Origin of the sequence: Streptomyces sp. Pv4-95, from assembly GCF_045782725.1 — a bacterium.
Classification (GTDB): domain Bacteria; phylum Actinomycetota; class Actinomycetes; order Streptomycetales; family Streptomycetaceae; genus Streptomyces.
In genome coordinates, this window is sequence record NZ_CP127172.1 from 6,006,729 (window position 1) to 6,025,642 (window position 18,914).

An 18,914-nucleotide genomic window follows, 5' to 3' on the forward strand; every position below is an offset into this window, starting at 1 on the left:
CGGCGTCAGACCTGCTCGCGCCGCGCCAGCTCGGTGCAGCAGGTGTCCACCATCAGACGGGTGACCACGTACGGGTCGACGTTGGCGTTGGGCCGCCGGTCCTCGATGTAGCCCTTCTTCTCCACCTCGACCTGCCACGGGATACGCACCGAGGCGCCGCGGTCCGAGGCGCCGTAGGAGTACGCGTCCCAGGGGGCGGTCTCGTGGGCACCGGTCAGGCGGTCCTCGATGCCGGTGCCGTACTGGCGCACGTGCTCCAGCGGCTTGTCGCCCTGGCCCAGCGCCTCGCAGGCGGTGATGATCGCGTCGTAGCCCTCACGCATCGCCCGGGTGGAGAAGTTGCAGTGCGCGCCGGCGCCGTTCCAGTCGCCCTTGGCCGGCTTGGCCTCCAGCGACGCGGTGACGCCGAAGTCCTCGGCCACGCGGTGCAGCAGCCAGCGCGCCACCCACATGTGGTCCGAGACCTCCAGCGGCGCCAGCGCGCCGACCTGGAACTCCCACTGGCCGGGCATGACCTCGGCGTTGATGCCGGACAGGCCGAGACCGGCCGCCAGGCACAGGTCGAGGTGCTTCTCGACGATCTCCCGGCCGAAGATCTCGCCGGCGCCCACGCCGCAGTAGTAGCCGCCCTGCGGGGCGGGGAAGCCGCCCTCGGGGAAGCCGAGCGGGCGGTCGCCCTTGAGGAAGGTGTACTCCTGCTCGATGCCGAAGATCGGCTCCTGGCCGGCGAACTTCTCCGCCACCGGGCGCAGCAGGGCGCGGGTGTTGGTGGCGTGCGGCGTCAGGTCGGTGTGCAGGACCTCGCAGAGCACCAGGAGGTGGTCGCCGCCGCGGATCGGGTCGGGGCAGCTGAACACCGGCTCCAGGACGAGGTCCGAGGAGTGGCCTTCGGCCTGGTTGGTGCTGGATCCGTCGAAGCCCCAGCGGGGCAGCTCGGCGCCGTCGGCCAGGATCCTGGTCTTGGAGCGGAGCTTGGCGGTCGGCTGGGTGCCGTCGATCCAGATGTACTCGGCCTTGAAGGTCACGGGGTCCTCTTATACGGGTAGGTGCGGGTACGCGTGCGGGCGTACCCCGGCACTCTCGCAACCAGCCGTTTCTCATCCGTTGCCCGTATGTGAACCACAGGTTACTCAACCGGACGAGCCGGTAATCCCAAGGATTTTGCCCCTTTATGCCCTGGAATGTATGGCTGTTTTCGGTGCCTGTCCGGCCCCTTCCACCCCGTGAATCCCAGATGGCGGACGCCGGGCCCGCGCCGGGTGCCGCGAGAGACTGGCCCCATGACGACCCCGCGTATCGGCCTTCTCGGCACCGGTCCCTGGGCGCAGCGCGTCCACGCCCCCGTCCTCGCCGCCCACCCCGGCGTCACCCTCGCAGGCGTCTGGGGGCGCAGGCCCGAGGCCGCCGCCGCACTGGCCGAAAGCCACGGCAGCCGCCCCTGTGCCACGCCCGAAGAGCTCTTCGCCGCCTGCGACGCGGTCTCCGTCGCGCTGCCGCCGTCCGTCCAGGCGCCGTTGGCGGTTCGCGCCGCCGAGGCGGGCTGCCACTTGCTGCTCGACAAGCCGGTGGCCACGACGGTGGCCGAGGCCCGCGCCGTCGCCGAGGCCGCGGAGCGCGCGGGCGCCGCCACCGTGGTCTTCTTCACCGCGCGCTTCGGGAAGGAGGAGGGGGAGTGGATCGACGCCCAGGCCGCCGCCGGCGGCTGGTTCACCGCGCACGCGGACTGGCTCGGCTCGGTGTTCGCCGCGGACAGCGCGAGCCCGTACGCGGACTCGCCCTGGCGTCGCGAGAAGGGCGCGCTCTGGGACGTCGGACCGCACGCCCTGTCCGTGCTGCTCCCCGTGCTCGGTGACGCGGAGGACGTCACCGCCACCCGGGGGCCGGCCGACACCGTGCTGCTGGCGATGCGCCACAGCGGCGGTGCGGCGAGTTCGGCGACGCTCAGCCTGACGGCCCCCGCGGCGGCGGCAGGCGTGGGGATCACCCTGCGGGGCAGCGCCGGCACCACCGATCTGCCCCGCCGGGCCGACGGCCCGCAGCCGGCGTTCCACCGCGCCGTCGACGCCCTCCTCGCCGCCGCCCGCACCGGCCGCCCGCACCCCTGCGACATCCGCTTCGGGCTCAGGGTGAGCGAGATCCTGGCGGTGGCGGAGCAGCAGCTGGGGTGAGACCGGCAGCCGGGCGCGCGGGGTGCCGAGGGGCGTCGGGACGGGCGCCGGGGGCGTCCGGCGGCGGCCGCCGAAGGGCCGCGGCCACCCGCTCCACGGCCGGTGCGCGAGGCGGTCCCGGAAGGCCCCAAATACCCGCTGGCCAGGGGCTTTTGTCAGTGGTCGCCGGTAGAATGGGAACCAGTCAGTGAGGGTTCATCCACGCTCCAGGAGGTCCGCCGATGGCCGCTGCCACACTCATGACGAAGCCTCTCCCGGCCCACCCGCTGCCCAAGAAACCCCTGCCCGCCGGATGGCCGCGCGAGCGGTACGAATCCCACAACCGCCGCCTGAAGGCGATGCGTCTGGCCATCGCCCTGCTCGACACCGGCGTCTACCGCCCCGAGCAGGCCCACAACCGCAAGATCCGCGCCACCGCCGCCGACATCGGCGTGCACGCCCCCTCCGACACCACCTGCCGTCTGGTGCGTGCCCTGATCTACGACAACTGCTGACGACGCCCGGCTGACAGTGCGGCCGGCTCCGGGATTCCCCGGGGCCGGCCGCCGCCGTATGTGCGCCCCCGCTCAGCGGGCGGGGTCCGCCTCCTCGATGTCCGCCACCTCGGCGAGCGCTTCGGTGAGCCATTGCACCCAGAACGTCTCCAGTCCGATGCCCGCCCGCAGTACCAGCCGCTGCAACCGGTCGTCGGGCGACGTCGGGGCGTCGAAGTCCCGCTCCTCGATACGGCTGTACTCCGCCAACTGGCTCCGGTGCAGGGCGAGATGGCGTCGCAGTTCCTCGTCGAGCCCGTCGCGCCCCACCACCGCCGCGGCGCGCAGCCGCAACAGCAGCGCGTCCCGGATGGGCTTGGGGTCCTGCTCCCCGGCCGCCCAGCGGGTCAGCTCGGCCCGCCCCGCCGGCAGCACCTCGAAGTCCTTCTTCTGCCCGCGGGCGGGCTGGTCCGAGGGCAACGCCCTGATCAGCCCGGCCTGCTCCAGCTTTCCCAGCTCGCGATAGATCTGCTGGTGCGTGGCGGACCAGAAGTATCCGATCGACCGGTCGAACCTGCGGGTCAGCTCCAGGCCCGACGACGGCTTTTCGAGCAGGGCGGTGAGGATCGCGTGCGGGAGTGACATGGGGAAATCCTAGGCACGGCTCACAGCGTGGCCGCCAGCTCGGTGCCCTGCTGGATGGCGCGCTTGGCGTCGAGCTCCGCGGCGACGTCCGCCCCGCCGATGAGGTGCGCCTCGTGCCCGGCGGCCAGCAGCTTCTCGTACAGCTCGCGGCGGGGCTCCTGCCCCGTGCACAGCACGACCGTGTCGACGTCGAGGATCTCGCGCCTGCCGTCCACCGTCACATGCAGCCCGGCGTCGTCGATGAGGTGGTAGTCGGCGCCGGCGATCATGGTGACCCCGCGGTGGCGCAGCTCGGTGCGGTGGATCCAGCCGGTGGTCTTGCCGAGCCCCGCGCCGACCTTGGTCGCCTTGCGCTGCAGCAGGTGCACGGTCCGCGGCGGCGCCTGCCGCTGCGGGGCCTGCAGCCCGCCCGGCGTGCCGTAGCCGGTGTCCACGCCCCACTGCCGGAAGAACACCGCCGGGTCCAGGCTCGCCTCGTCCCCGCCGTCCGTCAGGAACTCCGCGACGTCGAAGCCGATGCCGCCCGCCCCGATGATCGCGACCCGCTCACCGACCTGCGCCCCGTCGCGCAGCACATCGAGATAGGTGACCACGCTGGGGTGGTCGGTCCCGGGGATCTCGGGCCTGCGCGGGGTCACACCGGTGGCGATCACCGTCTCGTCGAAGCCGCCTTCGGCGATCGTCTCCGCGGTGACCGTTGTGCCCAGCCGGACGTCGATCCCCCACTGCTCCAGCTGGTGGCGGAAGTAGCGCAGGGTCTCGTTGAACTCCTCCTTGCCCGGGACCTTCCGCGCGATGTTCAGCTGCCCGCCGATCCGCTCCGCTGCGTCGAACAGCGTCACCTCGTGGCCCCGCTCGGCCGACGCCACGGCGCAGGCCAGCCCCGCGGGCCCGGCGCCGACCACGGCCACGCGCTTACGGCGCCGGGTCGGCGAGAGCACCAGCTCCGTCTCGTGGCATGCCCGGGGGTTGACCAGGCAGGAGGTGATCTTTCCGCTGAAGGTGTGGTCGAGGCACGCCTGGTTGCATCCGATGCAGGTGTTGATGGCCGCGGCCCGGCCCTCCCGGGCCTTGTTGACGAAGTCGGGGTCGGCGAGCAGCGGGCGGGCCATCGAGACCATGTCGGCGTGCCCGTCGGCGAGCAACTGCTCCGCCATCTCCGGGGTGTTGATGCGGTTGCTGGTCACCAGGGGGACCGAGACCGCGCCCATCACCTGCCGCGTCACCCAGGCCCACGCGCCGCGCGGCACCGATGTCGCGATGGTGGGGATGCGGGCCTCGTGCCAGCCGATGCCGGTGTTGATGATCGTCGCACCGGCGGCCTCGATCTCCTTGGCGAGCGTGATCACCTCGTCCAGCGAGGAGCCACCCGGTACGAGATCGAGCATCGACAGCCGGTAGATGAGGATGAAGTCGGGGCCGGCCCGCTCCCGGACCCGGCGGACGATCTCGACGGGGAAGCGGATGCGGTTCTCGTAGCTGCCGCCCCACCGGTCCTCGCGCCGGTTGGTGGCCGCGACGATGAACTCGTTGATCAGGTAGCCCTCGGAGCCCATGATCTCGACGCCGTCGTAGCCCGCCTGCCGGGCCAGCTCCGCCGCCCGCACGAAGTCCTCGATGGTCTGCTCGACCTCGTCGTCGGTCATCGCGTGCGGCATGTGGCCGCTGATCGGCGCCTGGAGCGCGCTGGGCGCCACCAGCCCCGCATGGTGGGCGTACCGCCCGAAGTGCAGGATCTGCATCGCGATCTTTCCGCCCTCGCGATGCACCGCGTCGGTGACGAGCCGGTGCTGCGCCGCTTCGTCCTCGGTGGTCAGCGAGGCGCCGCCCTCCCAGGGCCGCCCGGCCTCGTTGGGCGCGATGCCTCCGGTGACCATGAGCCCGACGCCGCCGCGCACCCGCGCCGCGTAGAACGCGGCCATCCGCTCGAAGCCGCGTGGCGCCTCCTCCAGGCCGACGTGCATCGACCCCATCAGCACGCGGTTCGGCAATGTGGTGAAGCCGAGGTCGAGCGGGCTCATCAAGTGCGGGTACTGGCTCATCCGGCGCCTCCTTGCACAGCGGTGTCAGCCACTTTCTAGACCACCCGAGAGCCTTGTGCAACAAGTTGCATAAGAACGTGACGCACGCGACGCCGGGAGTGCGCGGGCGGCGCCGGGCCCTCGCCGCCTCCGGTGGCCGGCTCCCTCGACGGGGGGTCGGGGTCGGTATGGGCGCAGCCGCGCCGATTCGCTGCCGAGTGGCCCTCGCGTCCGGGGCGCCGTGTGACGCGTCACAGGCAATCCCGGGTCTCCCCATGGCGAACCCAACTGTGTTACTCATCAGTAGAGTTGATGATGAGCCAAGGGTGCGCCCCGAGGCTCGCGGACCTCGCCGGGCGTCCCCTGCGGACCCCCGGAACCGGCCGCGAGCGTCGGGGCGTCCGTTCGGCACGGTCTGCCCGCATGTGGAGAGGATCGAATGAGCACTCTGGAAGCCATGAAGTTCGACCAGCTGGTCGACACGGCTCGCTACCCCCTGTCGGATCTCGAAAGCGCCGAGGCCAGGGCCGTCGTCACCCGCGCCCGGCAGGAGCTGGAAACCGTCGGTTGCACCGTGCTGCCGGACTTCGTCCGCGCCTCGCTCCTGGACGCCCTGCGCCAGGAGTGCGCGGACATCGCGCCCCGGGCGCACTTCGACGTCGAAACGGTCAACGTCTACAACATCCCGGTCGACGCGGACCTGCCGGCCGACCACCCCGGACGGCGGACCTTCCAACGGGGCAACGCGTTCGTCGCGCGGGACCGCATCCCCGCCGACGCCCTTATCAGCCGCCTCTACTCCCACACGGTCTTCCAGCGCTTCATCGCACGCTGCTTCGGGCTGCCGCAGCTGCACCAACTGGCCGACCCGCTCTCCGGACTTGTTCTCAACGTCGTCTCGCCGGGCATGGAGCACCCGTGGCACTTCGACACCAACGAATTCACCGTGAGCATGCTCACCCAGCAGGCGCAGGACGGCGGCGTCTTCGAGTACTGCCCGCACATCCGGTCCCCGCACACCGAGAGCTTCGACGACGTCCGGGACGTCCTGGACGGCCGGGGCGAGCGCCTGACGCGGCGCCTCCCGCTGAAGCCCGGCGACCTCCAGCTCTTCAAGGGCCGCTACTCCCTGCACCGGGTCAGCCCCGTCCAGGGCGACATCGCGCGGCACTCCGCGATCTTCGCCTACAGCGAGCGGCCCGGCGTCATCGGGAGCGTGGCGCGCACCCGGCAGCTCTTCGGCCGGGTACTCCCCGCGCACGAGGCCGCGGAGGGGCGAGCCGTCAGGGGCGACCAACTGCTGGATTAGCGGACGGCCAGGGCACGCAGTCGTAGGCCGAATCCCCTCTCTGCGATCCACCAAGGAGTACGCCCCGTGCGCTTCGACGCGACCGGAAAAGTCTCGCTCGACCACATCTACACCCAGCCCGATCCGCGCTCCTACTTCCGTCTGCTGCAACCGCTCGGCTACTGCATCCCGCAGCAGGCCAAGCCCTACTTCGCCAAGCTGATCCAGGAGTACCGCGAGTACCGGCGGGTCGCCGCGCCGACCGTGCTCGACATCGGCTGCTCGTACGGCATCAACGCCGCCCTGCTGAAATACGACGCGACGATGGACGAGCTCTACGGCCGCTACTGCGGGCCCGACGCCGACGGCACACCGGCCGCCGAACTCACCCGCGAGCAGCTGCTGGCCCGCGACCGGGAACTGTCCCGGTCCCGCCGGCCCGCGCACGAGCTCCGCTTCGTCGGCCTGGACACCTCCGCCCCCGCGCTGGCCTACGCCACCGAGGCCGGCTTCCTCGACGACGCCGTCCACGCCGACCTGGAGCGCGACGAACCCACCGCCCGCCAGCGCGCGCAGCTCGCCGGGGCGGACCTCGTGATCTCCACGGGCTGCCTCGGCTACGTCACCGAGCGGACCCTCACCCATGTCGTCCGCGCCCAGGAAGGCCGTCTGCCCTGGATGGCTCACTTCGTGCTGCGGATGTTCCCGTTCGACCCCGTCGAGGACACGCTGTCCCGGCTCGGCTACCACACCACCCGCGTCGAAGGGGTCTTCAGGCAGCGGCGGTTCGCCTCCCCGGAGGAGCAGGCCCAGGTGCTGGAGACGATGGCGGCCGCCGGGGTCGACCCGCACGGCCTGGAAGCCGACGGCTGGCTCCACGCACAGCTCTACCTCTCCCGCCCGGCGGGCACGGCCGGCGCCCCGGCCGACGATCCCGCCGCCCCCGCGGAACCCACCCGTTCCCCCGATCCGAATCGAGAGCAGAAGTGAATACCAGTCAGGACACGGCAGCCACCGCGACGTTCGCGGGGGAGGACAGCCTGCCGCGCGTACCGCTGCCCACGCTGGAGGAGAGCTGCGAGAGGTTTCTCGCCTGGTGCGCGCCGCTGCTGACCGCCGACGAGCGGGCGGCGACCGAGGCGGAGGTGGCCGCCTTCCTCCGGCCCGACGGCCCCGGCCGGGCACTGCACGCGGCGCTGGCGGAGTACGACGCCACGGAGGGCGTGCACAGCTGGCTCGACACCTTCTGGCCCTACCGCTACCTGGGCCGCCGGGACCGGATCGCCCTCAACGCCAACTTCTTCTTCCTCTTCCAGGACACCGGACGGCCCCAGGTCGAGCGGGCGGCCGGGCTCATCGCGGGGGCCGTCCACTACAAGCGGCAGCTCGACCGGGAAGCGATCCCGCCGCTGGCACCGCGCGGCGTGCCCCAGTCGATGGAGCAGAACAAGTACCTGTTCGGCACGACCCGCATCCCGGGGGCGGAGCAGGACACCGTCCGCGCCCCGTACACCGAGGCGTCGCCGGGGCCGTCCCGGGCGCGGCACATCGTGGTCTTCCACCGCGGCAACATGTTCGCGCTCGACGTGTTCGGCCCGGACGGCGAGCCGCACGGCCTGGAGGACCTGGAGGCGGGGCTGAACGCCGTCCTGAAGGCCGGCGCAGAACCGGCCGCCCGGGACACCTCGGTCGGCCATCTGACCACCATGGCCCGCGCCGAGTGGGCGGCCACCCGCCAGGACCTGCTCGCCTGCGATCCCCGCAACGCCGACGCCCTGGAGGACGTCGAGACCGCGCTGTTCTGCCTCTGCCTGGAGGACTTCGCCCCCGCGGACACCCAGGAAGCCTGCGACCAGCTGCTCCACGGTGACCGCGGCAACCGCTGGTTCGACAAGGCCGTGTCCCTGATCGTGTTCGCCGACGGCCGGGCCGGCATCAACGTCGAACACTGCGAGCTGGACGGGACCACCATCCTCAGCTTCGTCGACGCCCTGCTCGCCACCCCGGCCGAGGAGCACTCCCGGCGGTCCGGTGCCCGGGCCCAGGGACAGCCCGCCCTGCGGCCGGTCGTCTTCGGACTGGACGAGCCCCTGCGGGCACAGGTGCGCTCCGCCGCCGACGCCTTCGCGGCGTACGGCGAGAACACCGCGACCACCACCCTGTCGTTCGAGGACTTCGGCAGCACCGCCGCCAAGGCCCTGCGGGTCTCGCCGGACGCCTTCGTCCAGCTCGCCTACCAGCTCGCCCACCAGCGCGCCAAGGGACGCCTGGGCGCCACCTACGAGTCGATCGCCACCCGGCAGTACCGGCGCGGGCGGACCGAGGCGATGCGCGTCGTCACCCCGGAGATCCAGCAGTTCGTCGCGGCGATGGAGGATCCGGCCGCGGACGCCGACACCCGCCGCGCCGCGTTCCGGACCGCCGCCGCCGCGCATGTGGCGCGCGCCAAGGAGTGCCAGGTCGGTCAGGCGCCCGAGCAGCACCTGTGGGAGCTGGAGCTGATCCAGCGGCGGCGCGGAACCGAGCTGGGAGTGACCGAGCAGCCCTCCCTCTACCGGTCATCGGGCTGGCTGACCATGCGGGACGACTACCTGAGCACCAGCTCCGCGCCGTCCGCCCACATCCAGTATTTCGGCTTCGGCTCGACCAGCAGCCGGTGCATCGGCGTCGCCTACGTGCTCCTGCCCGACCGCTTCAACGTCTACCTCAGCACCCCGCTGGCGGTGGCCGACCAGATGCTGAATTTCGCCGGCCGTCTCCGCGAGGCGGTCGCCGAACTCCGCGAACTCCTCGCCTCCGAACAGCCCGAGGGCTGACCCCGGCCCGCCGCCGGACCGGTGCCGTTTCGCGGTTCCCGGTCCGGCGGCGGGAGCGGCCCCCTACTTCAGCAGCCGCGAGAGCCGCCGGTCCGCGAGGATCTTGCCGTCGGTCTGGCAGGTGGGGCAGTACTGCAGCGCCGAATCGCTGAAGGACACCTCACGGATCGTGTCCCCGCAGACCGGGCAGGGCTCGCCCTTCCGCCCGTGGACCCGCAGCCCGCTCTTCTTCTCCGCCTTGAGATCCCCGAGGGCCAGCCCTCTGGAGCGCTCGACGGCGTCGGTGAGCGTCGTCCCGATCGCCCCGTACAGCCGGGCCACCTCGTCCTCGGAGAGGTTGGCCGCCTGCTTGAACGGCGACATCCGCGCCGTGTGCAGGATCTCGTCGGAGTAGGCGTTCCCGATGCCGGCCAGCACGCTCTGATCCCGCAGGACGCCCTTGATCTGCCGTCGTTCCCCCGCCAGCAGCGCGGCGAAATCGGCCAGGCCGAGAGCCCCGGACAACGGATCGGGGCCGAGCCGCGCCACACCGGGCACCTCCTGCGGGTCCCGTACGACATACACCGCCAGGTGCTTCTGGGTACCCGCCTCGGTCACGTCGAAGCCCGCGCCGTCGGGCTCTTCGAGCCGGACCCGGAGCGCCAGCGGCCCCTTGCCGGGCCGCGGCGGCGCCTCCGGCAGTTTGTCCTTCCACCGCACCCAGCCCGCCCTGGCGAGGTGCAGGACCAGATGCAGGTCCCCGGCCCGGAGATCGAGGAACTTGCCGTGCCGGGTCACGTCGTCGAACGCGCGGCCCTCGAAGGCGGTGAGCGGCGGGTCGTACGTCTTCAGTGCGTGCACCGAGACCGGGTGGACCCGCGCGACGGACCGGCCGGCAAGCCGATCGGCCAGGAACCGGCTGAGGGACTCGACCTCCGGCAATTCAGGCATACCCCCAGTCTGCACGGCCCCACCGACACCCGGCCCGCCGACGACCCCGGGGAGCCCGCCCGAACGCAAAAGGCCGCCGGCCGCGCCTCCCGGTGAAGGAAGGACACGGCCGACGGCCCGAAGACGGCGAGCGAACGGGAAGCCCGCTCCGCCCCGCGCTCTTTAGAGGTCGAAGTACAGTACGAGAAGTGCTCTGAGCTGCACAGATAGCGTTTGAAAGCTGAGTGGGTGCACGTCCGGTGCGCAGCGTGGGCGAGACGGCGCGCCTGGTGCGCGTCCGCCCATCACAGGCATGCCCACGACTGGGTGACGACGCTCGCGGTAAACCCGCCACGCGACGGCTGATAGGGCGCTTGAGAAGCCGTTCGCCCAGCTGGAAGCATTTGATCATCTGAGAAATGGTCAACGGGGGAGTGTTCTTACGTGGGTGTGGTGCTGCCTGGCTGGGCGGACGAAGTACTCGACATCATTGGTGTCTCATGGCCGAACGTCGACGAGGACGACTACCGCGACATGGCCGATGCCATGCGGGAGTTCGCCAACGACATCGACCACGGTGCCAACGAAGCTCACACGGCCATCCAGGGATTGGTGGGGTCAGCGGGTGGCTCGTTGGCTGTCGAGTCGCTCAACGCTCACTGGAGCAAGATCAATGGCACTCACCTCAAGAATTTGGGTGAGTGCGGCCGCATGGCGGCCACTGCCATGGACGGTGTGGCGGTTCTCATCGAGGGCGCGAAGATCGGCGCGATTGTCCAGCTGGGCATCCTCGCCGCAGAAGTGATCGCCGCGCAGGCGGCGGCACCGTTCACCCTGGGCCTTTCCGAAGTCGGTGCGCTGGCCGCGACCCAGGCGACCCGTGTAATCGTCAAGCGCCTCTTCAAGGAGGTGTGCCAGCAGGTCGCCGAACAGGTCATCAGCATCGCCCTGACGCCCGTGGAGGAGGCCCTGGGCGCAATGGTCGGCGACCTGGTCGTCCAGATCGGCGCCAACGCCCTCGGAGTCAAGGACGGAGTGGACCTGGGGCAGACCGCCAAGGCCGGCAAGGACGGCTTCCATCAGGGCGTGCAGGACGCCAAGGACTCCGCGAAGTCTGCCGCCGCCAACCCGATGGAGCTCCTCAGTGCCGGCGGCAGTGGGGGCGGAGGCGCCGGAGGCGCCGGCGGAGGGTTCAGTTTCGATCCGGATGGACACGACCGCGTGGTGACGGGCCTGCAGAGCGCAGGTGGCACCTTCCGCAACAAGGCCGGTGGCAAGATCGGCCGGGCCAGAAGTCACCACGGGCGCACTCGTGGCAAGGACGCCATCGCTGACGCGGCTAACGCGATGTTGGACAAGGTCATCGACGGCATCGAGGACGGCGTCAAGAAGACCGCCAAGCACCTCGACGACAACATGACCCGTGGTGTGAAGCAGATGGCCAAGAACCATCAGGACAACGACCGTAAGCTGGCCGACCACTTCACAGGCATCGGCAAGGGCGACAAGAAGGACCCCAAGGCGCCGGGGGGCGGCAGCCGTGCCAGCGGCAAGAATCCGGGAAGGGGCGCACCGAATTCGCCCCTGCGGAACGGGGCAGCAGAACCGCACAAGACCAGTACCCCAGCGGACGACCGCAACTGTCGAAGCGACCCGATAGACATCGCCTCGGGTGAGATGGTCCTGGCTCAAGAGGACGTAAGCCTGCCGGCCGTTCTGCCGCTCTTGCTCGCACGAACCCATGTGTCCTCGTACCGCTGCGGTGGATGGTTCGGCCCGTCGTGGTCCTCGACCCTCGACCAGCGCCTCGAAGTCGACAGCGAAGGTGTCGTCTTCGCTGCTGAGGACGGCATGATTTTGGTGTACCCGGTGCCCGGGCACGATGAGCCGGTCCTCCCCGTCGAGGGCCCCCGATGGCCGCTTAGCCAGGATCCGGAAACGCCGGGTGGGCTCCGCATCAGTGACCCGCAGGAGGGACGCTCCTGGCACTTTGCCAAGCCGGCCAACGTTATGGGTGAGCTGAGAGGGCTGAGTGCCTCACAGCTCCCGCTGACGGCCGTCACCGACCGGCACGGGAATCAGATCGACATCGACTATTCCGACGACGGTACCCCCAGCGAGGTCTGGCACAGCGGCGGCTACCGGATCCGAATCGAGACCGCAGGGCTACGGATAACCGGGCTGCGCCTGCTGGGTGCGAGGAGTTCGGACGCCGTGGCACTGGCCGCCGAGCCAACCGGTAGCGCGGAGGCCGAGGGCGACTCCGCGGCGGGGCTGCTGCTGACGACATTCGCCTATGACGGCAACGGGGATCTCACCGAGGTCACCAACTCGTCCGGTGTACCGATGCGCTTCACGTATGACCAGGACGGCCGGATCACCTCCTGGACCGACCGCAACCGGCATCGGTACGACTACCTCTACGACGCGGCTGGGCGCTGTGTCGAGACCCGCGGCGAGAGTGGTTTCCTCGATGCGGTCTTCGTGTACGACGATGAGGCGCGCTGCACCCGGGTGACCGATGCACTGGGACAGGTCACTGTCTACCAGCTCAACGAGCGCGGGCAGACGACAAGGGAGACCGATCCCTCGGGGGCGGTCACCACCTTCGAATGGGACCGGTACCGCCGACTGCTGCGGCGTACGGACCCGCTGGGCCGTACGGTCACGATGGAGTACGACGCGGCGGGCAACGCCACCGCGGTCACCCGCCCCGATGGCTCGCGGATGACCGCTGTCTACAACGAACTGCACCAACCCTTGCTCATGGTCGGCGCGGACGGTGCGGGCTGGCAGTACGCGTACGACGATTGCGGAAACCTGCTGCAGATCACCGATCCCGTCGGAGCCACCACCAGCTATGAGTACGGCTCCTTCGGTCATCTCACAGCCGTCACCGACGCAATGGGAGGGACAACCCGGCTCACCACCAACGCCGCCGGATTGCCGGTAGCCGTCACCGATTCTCTGGGAGCCGTGAGCAGATGCGAGCGGGACGCCTTCGGCCGACCCGGACTGGTGACCGATCCGATGGGCGCGGTGACGGCGTTCGGCTGGACGGTGGAAGGACAGCCGGCCTGGTGCGTTCGGCCTGACGGTCACACCGAGCGGTGGTCCTACGACGCGGAGGAGAACCTGCTCCAGCACGTCGATGCGGCTGGCGGAACCACGTCCTTCGAATACACGTTCTTCGATCGTGTCTCCGTCCGTACGGGCCCTGACGGTGCCAGGTTCACCTTCGCCTACGACGCTGAGCTGCGACTCGTCGCCGTCACCAACCCTCAGGGACAACTGTGGCGCTACACCTACGACTCGCTGGGCCGGGTCGTGCAGGAGACCGACTTCAACGGACGGCAGATCAGCTACACCCACGATGTGGCCGGCCGCCTGACGTCGCGAACCAACGGTGCGGGCCAGACCGTGTGCTACACCCGCGATCCGCTCGACCGTGTTGTCAGAGAAGCCACGCAGGCCGGCGGAGCGCGCTTCCACTACGACGCCGAAGGGCGTCTGCTGTACGCGGCGAACGGCGACACGGACCTGGCTTTCACATACGACCCAGCAGGACATTTGCTGAAGGAACAACAGGACTTGGCGGTCATCGAGTTCGCCTACGACGACCTGGGCCGGCGCACCCTGCGCCGTACCCCCAGCGGTGTAGAGAGCCGGTGGACCTACGATGCTGCCGGTCGGCCGGCATCGCTGGTCAGCGCTGGGCGAGAGGTCAGGTTCGGCCACGACCTCGCCGGTCGGGAGGTCCGTCGCAATCTCGGTGCGGCGGTCCTCTCCCAGACCTGGGATCCGGCCAACCGTATGACGGCCCAGACTCTCTCAGGTATGTCGGCGCCGCCTGGTGCCGACATACCTGAGACTGCGCTACGACACCGGACCTTCGCCTACCGACCGGACGATCAGCTGCTCGGTTTCACGGACACCATGCTGGGGACGCGAGCCTTCGATCTGGATCCGGTGGGGCGGGTCACCAGCGTCTCGGGACACAACTGGTCCGAGACCTATGCCTACGACGCTGCGGGCAACCTGGCCTCCACGGGAGGCCAGACCGCCGGGCAGACGGGCCTGAACGACACCGCGGGGACGAGGTCGTACGACGGCACTCTGCTCCGCCAGGCCGGCCGCACCAGCTATGAGTACGACGGCCAGGGACGGGTCATCAAACAATGCCGCAGACTGCTCTCCGGCGGCACCCGCAGCTGGCACTATTCATGGGACGCAGACGACCGCCTCACCGCGGTCACCCTCCCGGACGGCACCATCTGGCGCTATCACTACGATCCCCTAGGGCGTCGCATCGCCAAGCAGCGGCTGAGCGGCGACACCACCACTGTGGTGGAGCAGACCACGTTCACCTGGGACGGCACTGTTCTTGCCGAGGAGCTGCGCAGCGGTTCAGGGCCGGCTGGTGTCCAGGTCACCAGCTGGGAGTGGGATCCGTTCGGCTACCGCGTCCTGACCCAGGTGGACCGAACCGCCGGCGGATCCGAGCCGACGCAAGAGGAATTCGACGAGCGGTTCTACTCCATCATCACTGACCTGGTCGGCACACCCACGGAACTTGTCGGTGAAGACGGTGCGATTGCCTGGCATGCCAGATCCACGCTGTGGGGAACACCGCACCCCGCTGATCGCCGCGAGGCTGTGGTGGAGTGCAGTCTCGGCTTCCCAGGTCAGTACCACGACCGTGAGAGCGGGCTGCACTACAACCTGTTCCGTTATTACGACTCACTCACCGGCCGATATCTCAGCCCTGATCCGCTCGGCCTCGGGCCCGCCCCCGACCCACACGGCTATGTGGACAATCCCTTCGCCGAGATCGACCCGCTCGGCCTGGCGAAGAAGAAGTGCCCGGTCATCATCGAACGCTACGGCAGCGAGGCGGAAGCGAAGGCGAGCGCCGCAGTGAAGCCGAACGGGGGTCTTGTCCCAAGGCCCGGCCACGAACGGCAGCCAAAGTGGATCGCCCAGACCGGCAAGGTAAACCCCGGCACGCTGGGCAAGAACAAGAATTACACCCACAAAATGGAGTTCCACTGCAAGCCAGAGGTGTTGGCCTGGTTGAAACAGTACGAGATCAAGCCGACCAATGAGCCAGGTCGCTATGCGGTACCGGCGGACAAGATCGATGAGTTCAACAAGTACGTAGAGAAGACGACCGTCCAGCCGCTCGACTCAGGCGGCGGCCGTAGGAGGAGACGATGAATCCGTCATCGCCGCGCGGGCGCCTGCGCCAGGCGCTGTTGTGTGTCGGCGAAAGGGGTGACGTAAACGAGGCCGGCCTCAGTGCGGCAGTCACCTCCGCGCTGCGCGAACTGGCTTCGGAGGCGCTGGGTAAGCGATCGCGCGTCGAACTGGTCACCGTTGGCGCTGAGGACCGCCCCTGGGGGCGAAGCCTCGGTCTTCGGCTTGCGGACTATGACGTCGAGTTGCCGGACGTGCTCTTGTACGCAGACCAGAGTGACCTTCCGCCCCAGGTGCAGAAGAGCTTCCCCACTCTGAGCCAGGAGGAGTGGCAGGCCGTACTGCTGGTCTCCAAACTCATTTTCATGGGGCTTCAATCGGAGCCCGAGCCGGTAAGCGACGTTGCCGGCCAACATCCGCAGGTCACCCCGAGGCCGCCCCGGTCGGTAGCGAGAGAGCAGTTCTGCCAGGCGTTGGCTGCCATTTCGGAACGTGCGGACCTGCACCAGGACGAACTCACTGCGCGATTGCGGACCGCGCTCCTGACCTTCGCGTCGGAGACACCCGACAACAAGGACGCCGCTCAGCGCATCGCGGTGCTGCACTCGGGGAAGCCCCGGCAAGGGCCGCGCTTGTGCCTCAGCCGCTCGGGGGTGGCCTTCGCGAAGGTGGTGCTGAGCGCTGATGGCTGTCCTGTCCCCAGCTGTGTACTGGAGGAATTTCCGGACTTGACCCAGGACGAGTGGAACGCCGTCATCCACGTCACAGGGATGACGCTCATGGCGTTCGAGACCGAGTCGGCCCGCGACGCGGGATAGCGTCCGAGGTCTGCACACTCAGGTTCGGGTGGGCAGCGTTCGCCGCCTTCGTCACGCGTTCTTCGTTGACAGCGTCAGCACGCCAGTGGGGCCGCCACTCCGGACGGAGTGGCGGCCCCACTGGCGTGCTGACGCTGGTCAGGCTTTGAGTGGCCTGGTGCACACGCGGTGCACGGGAGGGTGGAAATCAAGCGGGAACGGGGAGAACCGCCGCGAAGCGATTCCGCAGGTTAAAGCCTGTTTCCGGGGATCCCACCCAGGTCATCCGGCTCTGCTCTTTAGAGGTCGAAGTACAGCTCGAACTCGTGCGGGTGCGGACGCAGCTGGATCGGGGCGATCTCGTTCGTGCGCTTGTAGTCGATCCAGGTCTCGATCAGGTCGGAGGTGAAGACACCGCCCTGCTGGAGGTACTCGTTGTCGGCCTCGAGCGCGTCGAGGACGGCCGGCAGCGAGGTCGGGACCTGGGCGACGCCCGCGTGCTCCTCGGGAGCGAGCTCGTAGAGGTCCTTGTCGATCGGCTCGGCCGGCTCGATCTTGTTCTTGACGCCGTCCAGGCCCGCGAGGAGCAGGGCGGAGAAGGCGAGGTACGGGTTCGACGACGGGTCCGGGGCGCGGAACTCGACGCGCTTGGCCTTCGGGTTGGAGCCCGTGATCGGGATACGCATGGCCGCGGAGCGGTTGCGCTGCGAGTACACGAGGTTGACCGGGGCCTCGAAGCCGGGGACCAGGCGGTGGTAGGAGTTCACCGTCGGGTTGGTGAAGGCCAGCAGCGACGGGGCGTGCTTGAGGATGCCGCCGATGTAGTAGCGGGCGGTGTCCGACAGGCCCGCGTAGCCCTGCTCGTCGTAGAAGAGCGGGTTGCCGCCGGACCACAGCGACTGGTGGACGTGCATGCCCGAGCCGTTGTCACCGAAGATCGGCTTCGGCATGAAGGTCGCGGTCTTGCCGTTGCGCCAGGCGACGTTCTTCACGATGTACTTGAAGAGCATCAGGTCGTCGGCCGCGGCGAGCAGCGTGTTGAACTTGTAGTTGATCTCCGCCTGGCCGGCCGTGCCGACCTCGTGGTGCTGGCGCTCGACCTGCAGGCCGGCCGCGTCCAGCTCCAGGGAGATCTCGGCGCGCAGGTCGGCGAAGTGGTCGACCGGCGGGGCCGGGAAGTAGCCGCCCTTGTACCGGACCTTGTAACCACGGTTGTTGATCTCCGAACCGGTGTTCCAGGCACCGGCCTCGGAGTCGATGTGGTAGAAGGACTGGTTCGCGCTGGTCTCGAAGCGGACGCTGTCGAAGACGTAGAACTCGGCCTCGGGGCCGAAGAACGCGGTGTCCGCGATGCCGGTGGAGGCGAGGTAGGCCTCGGCCTTCTTGGCGATGTTGCGCGGGTCGCGGCTGTACTGCTCGCCCGTGATCGGGTCGTGGATGAAGAAGTTGATGTTGACCGTCTTGTCCCGGCGGAACGGGTCCACCCGGGCGGTCGACAGGTCCGCGCGCAGCGCCATGTCGGACTCGTGGATCGCCTGGAACCCACGGATCGAGGAGCCGTCGAACGCCAGCTCCTCGGCCGGGTCGAACGCCGTTGCCGGGATCGTGAAGTGCTGCATCACACCGGGCAGGTCGCAGAAGCGGACGTCGACGAACTTGACGTCCTCGTCCGCGATGAACTTTTTGGCCTCGTCGGCGTTCTGGAACATCCAACTCCTCCTAGCCCGGTCACCGGTCGGCGGACGCGGGGTTGCTACTCGGAGCGCGTCCATGTGCGGTGGCGCGCTTGCCCGACCATAGGCAGGCGGGATTTCCCAAGCATGACCCATTTGTTTCGGTGAGGTTAACCGGCGCGCGGCCATCCTCGCCTCCCAGTGTGCGCCGTCGGAGGCTCGAACGGCTCGTCCCCACCGCCCCTGATAAATCGAACGTATGCGGTCGCAGTACCGTGGACGGGTGGACAACAGGCAAGCAATCGGATCGTGGATCTCCGGGCCCCGCGCGACAGCGGAGGACATGGGCGTCGAATTCGGATACCGCGGGCAGCAGCTCGGGCTGCCGGAGGAAGGGCCGGGCGCGATCGCCCGCCCCGGTCGCCGGATCGCCGCGCTCTTCATCGACTGGGCGCTGTGCATGCTCGTCGCGTACGGCCTGCTCAGCGGCGGTAAGCCGGACTCGGCGAGCAACTGGGCACTGATCGTCTTCGCGGTGCTGAGCGTGCTGACGGTCGGCACGGTCGGCTTCACCCCCGGCAAGCGGCTGCTGGGCCTGCGGATCGCCGCCGAGGGCGGCGGCCGGCTCTCGCTGCCCCGCGTGGTGCTGCGCACCCTCCTGCTGCTGGTGGTCATTCCGGCCGTCATCTGGGACCGCGACGGCCGCGGCCTGCACGACCGCCTCGCCCGCTCCGTCCAGGTACGGATCTGAAGATCTGAAGGCAGGCCGTTCCTTCCGAAGGGCCGTCCCTCCCGGCACCGCGGACGGAAACGACCCTGCAGCGGCCCCGCATCAGAGGCATCGCGGCATCAGGCGGATCGCATACAGAACGCCCCGGAGCGGAGAGCTCCGGGGCGTTGTGGTCGGGCGGGGTCGCGTCGGTCGGCG

13 protein-coding genes are annotated in these 18,914 nt (G+C 69.5%); 8 read left to right on the forward strand and 5 right to left on the reverse strand.

Features of this window, described 5'->3' with window-relative positions:
* Nucleotides 1-5: 5 nt before the first annotated feature.
* The gene (gene glnII, locus QOM21_RS26305) at nt 6-1,025 is read right to left on the reverse strand and encodes a glutamine synthetase (RefSeq protein ID WP_407553492.1); all 1,020 of its coding nucleotides are present in this window, start codon (nt 1,023-1,025) and stop codon (nt 6-8) included.
* 255 nt (nt 1,026-1,280) lie between these two features.
* Between glnII and QOM21_RS26310 the strand changes: the two genes are divergently transcribed.
* Complete coding sequence (locus QOM21_RS26310) at nt 1,281-2,168, forward strand: Gfo/Idh/MocA family protein (protein ID WP_407553493.1); 888 nt, start codon at nt 1,281-1,283, stop codon at nt 2,166-2,168.
* A gap of 221 nt (nt 2,169-2,389) precedes the next feature.
* Complete coding sequence (locus QOM21_RS26315) at nt 2,390-2,662, forward strand: hypothetical protein (RefSeq protein ID WP_393892176.1); 273 nt, start codon at nt 2,390-2,392, stop codon at nt 2,660-2,662.
* A 72-nt stretch (nt 2,663-2,734) separates the two neighbouring features.
* On the opposite strand, the gene QOM21_RS26320 is transcribed toward QOM21_RS26315, so the two are convergent.
* Nucleotides 2,735-3,286 carry a PadR family transcriptional regulator gene (locus QOM21_RS26320; RefSeq protein WP_407553494.1) on the reverse strand — a complete coding sequence of 184 codons (552 nt, stop codon included), beginning with the start codon at nt 3,284-3,286 and terminating at the stop codon, nt 2,735-2,737.
* 20 nt (nt 3,287-3,306) lie between these two features.
* On the reverse strand, nt 3,307-5,328 hold the full coding sequence (locus QOM21_RS26325; RefSeq protein ID WP_407553495.1) for an FAD-dependent oxidoreductase: 2,022 nt from the start codon (nt 5,326-5,328) through the stop codon (nt 3,307-3,309).
* A 418-nt stretch (nt 5,329-5,746) separates the two neighbouring features.
* Here QOM21_RS26325 and QOM21_RS26330 point away from each other — a divergent pair, with 418 nt between their 5' ends.
* The 3 genes from QOM21_RS26330 to QOM21_RS26340 all read left to right on the forward strand — a co-directional run bounded on the left by QOM21_RS26330 (nt 5,747) and on the right by QOM21_RS26340 (nt 9,411).
* Nucleotides 5,747-6,616: an arpA protein gene (locus QOM21_RS26330; RefSeq protein ID WP_407553496.1), complete on the forward strand. Its 870-nt coding sequence runs from the start codon at nt 5,747-5,749 to the stop codon at nt 6,614-6,616.
* A gap of 66 nt (nt 6,617-6,682) precedes the next feature.
* A complete protein-coding gene (locus QOM21_RS26335; protein WP_407553497.1) occupies nt 6,683-7,585 on the forward strand; it encodes a class I SAM-dependent methyltransferase in 903 nt (300 codons plus the stop codon).
* Nucleotides 7,582-9,411 carry a choline/carnitine O-acyltransferase gene (locus QOM21_RS26340; protein WP_407553498.1) on the forward strand — a complete coding sequence of 610 codons (1,830 nt, stop codon included), beginning with the start codon at nt 7,582-7,584 and terminating at the stop codon, nt 9,409-9,411. Before QOM21_RS26335 ends, QOM21_RS26340 begins: the two co-directional genes overlap by 4 nt.
* A 63-nt stretch (nt 9,412-9,474) precedes the next feature.
* Here QOM21_RS26340 and QOM21_RS26345 read toward each other — a convergent pair whose 3' ends face one another.
* Nucleotides 9,475-10,341 (reverse strand): Fpg/Nei family DNA glycosylase, encoded by an 867-nt coding sequence (locus QOM21_RS26345; protein ID WP_407553499.1) that lies wholly within the window; start codon nt 10,339-10,341, stop codon nt 9,475-9,477.
* Between the two features lie 423 nt (nt 10,342-10,764).
* On the opposite strand from QOM21_RS26345, the gene QOM21_RS26350 reads away from it, so the two are divergent.
* Nucleotides 10,765-15,537: a DUF6531 domain-containing protein gene (locus tag QOM21_RS26350; RefSeq protein WP_407553500.1), complete on the forward strand. Its 4,773-nt coding sequence runs from the start codon at nt 10,765-10,767 to the stop codon at nt 15,535-15,537.
* Nucleotides 15,534-16,334 carry a hypothetical protein gene (locus tag QOM21_RS26355; protein ID WP_407553501.1) on the forward strand — a complete coding sequence of 267 codons (801 nt, stop codon included), beginning with the start codon at nt 15,534-15,536 and terminating at the stop codon, nt 16,332-16,334. The genes QOM21_RS26350 and QOM21_RS26355 overlap by 4 nt, the downstream gene beginning before the upstream one ends.
* A 278-nt stretch (nt 16,335-16,612) precedes the next feature.
* Here the strand turns inward: QOM21_RS26355 and glnA are convergent, their stop codons facing one another.
* The gene (gene glnA / locus QOM21_RS26360; RefSeq protein ID WP_407553502.1) at nt 16,613-18,022 is read right to left on the reverse strand and encodes a type I glutamate--ammonia ligase; all 1,410 of its coding nucleotides are present in this window, start codon (nt 18,020-18,022) and stop codon (nt 16,613-16,615) included.
* 247 nt (nt 18,023-18,269) lie between these two features.
* Here glnA and QOM21_RS26365 point away from each other — a divergent pair, with 247 nt between their 5' ends.
* Nucleotides 18,270-18,737, forward strand: coding sequence for an RDD family protein (locus QOM21_RS26365; RefSeq protein ID WP_407553503.1), 468 nt, complete (start codon nt 18,270-18,272; stop codon nt 18,735-18,737).
* Nucleotides 18,738-18,914 lie beyond the last annotated feature (177 nt).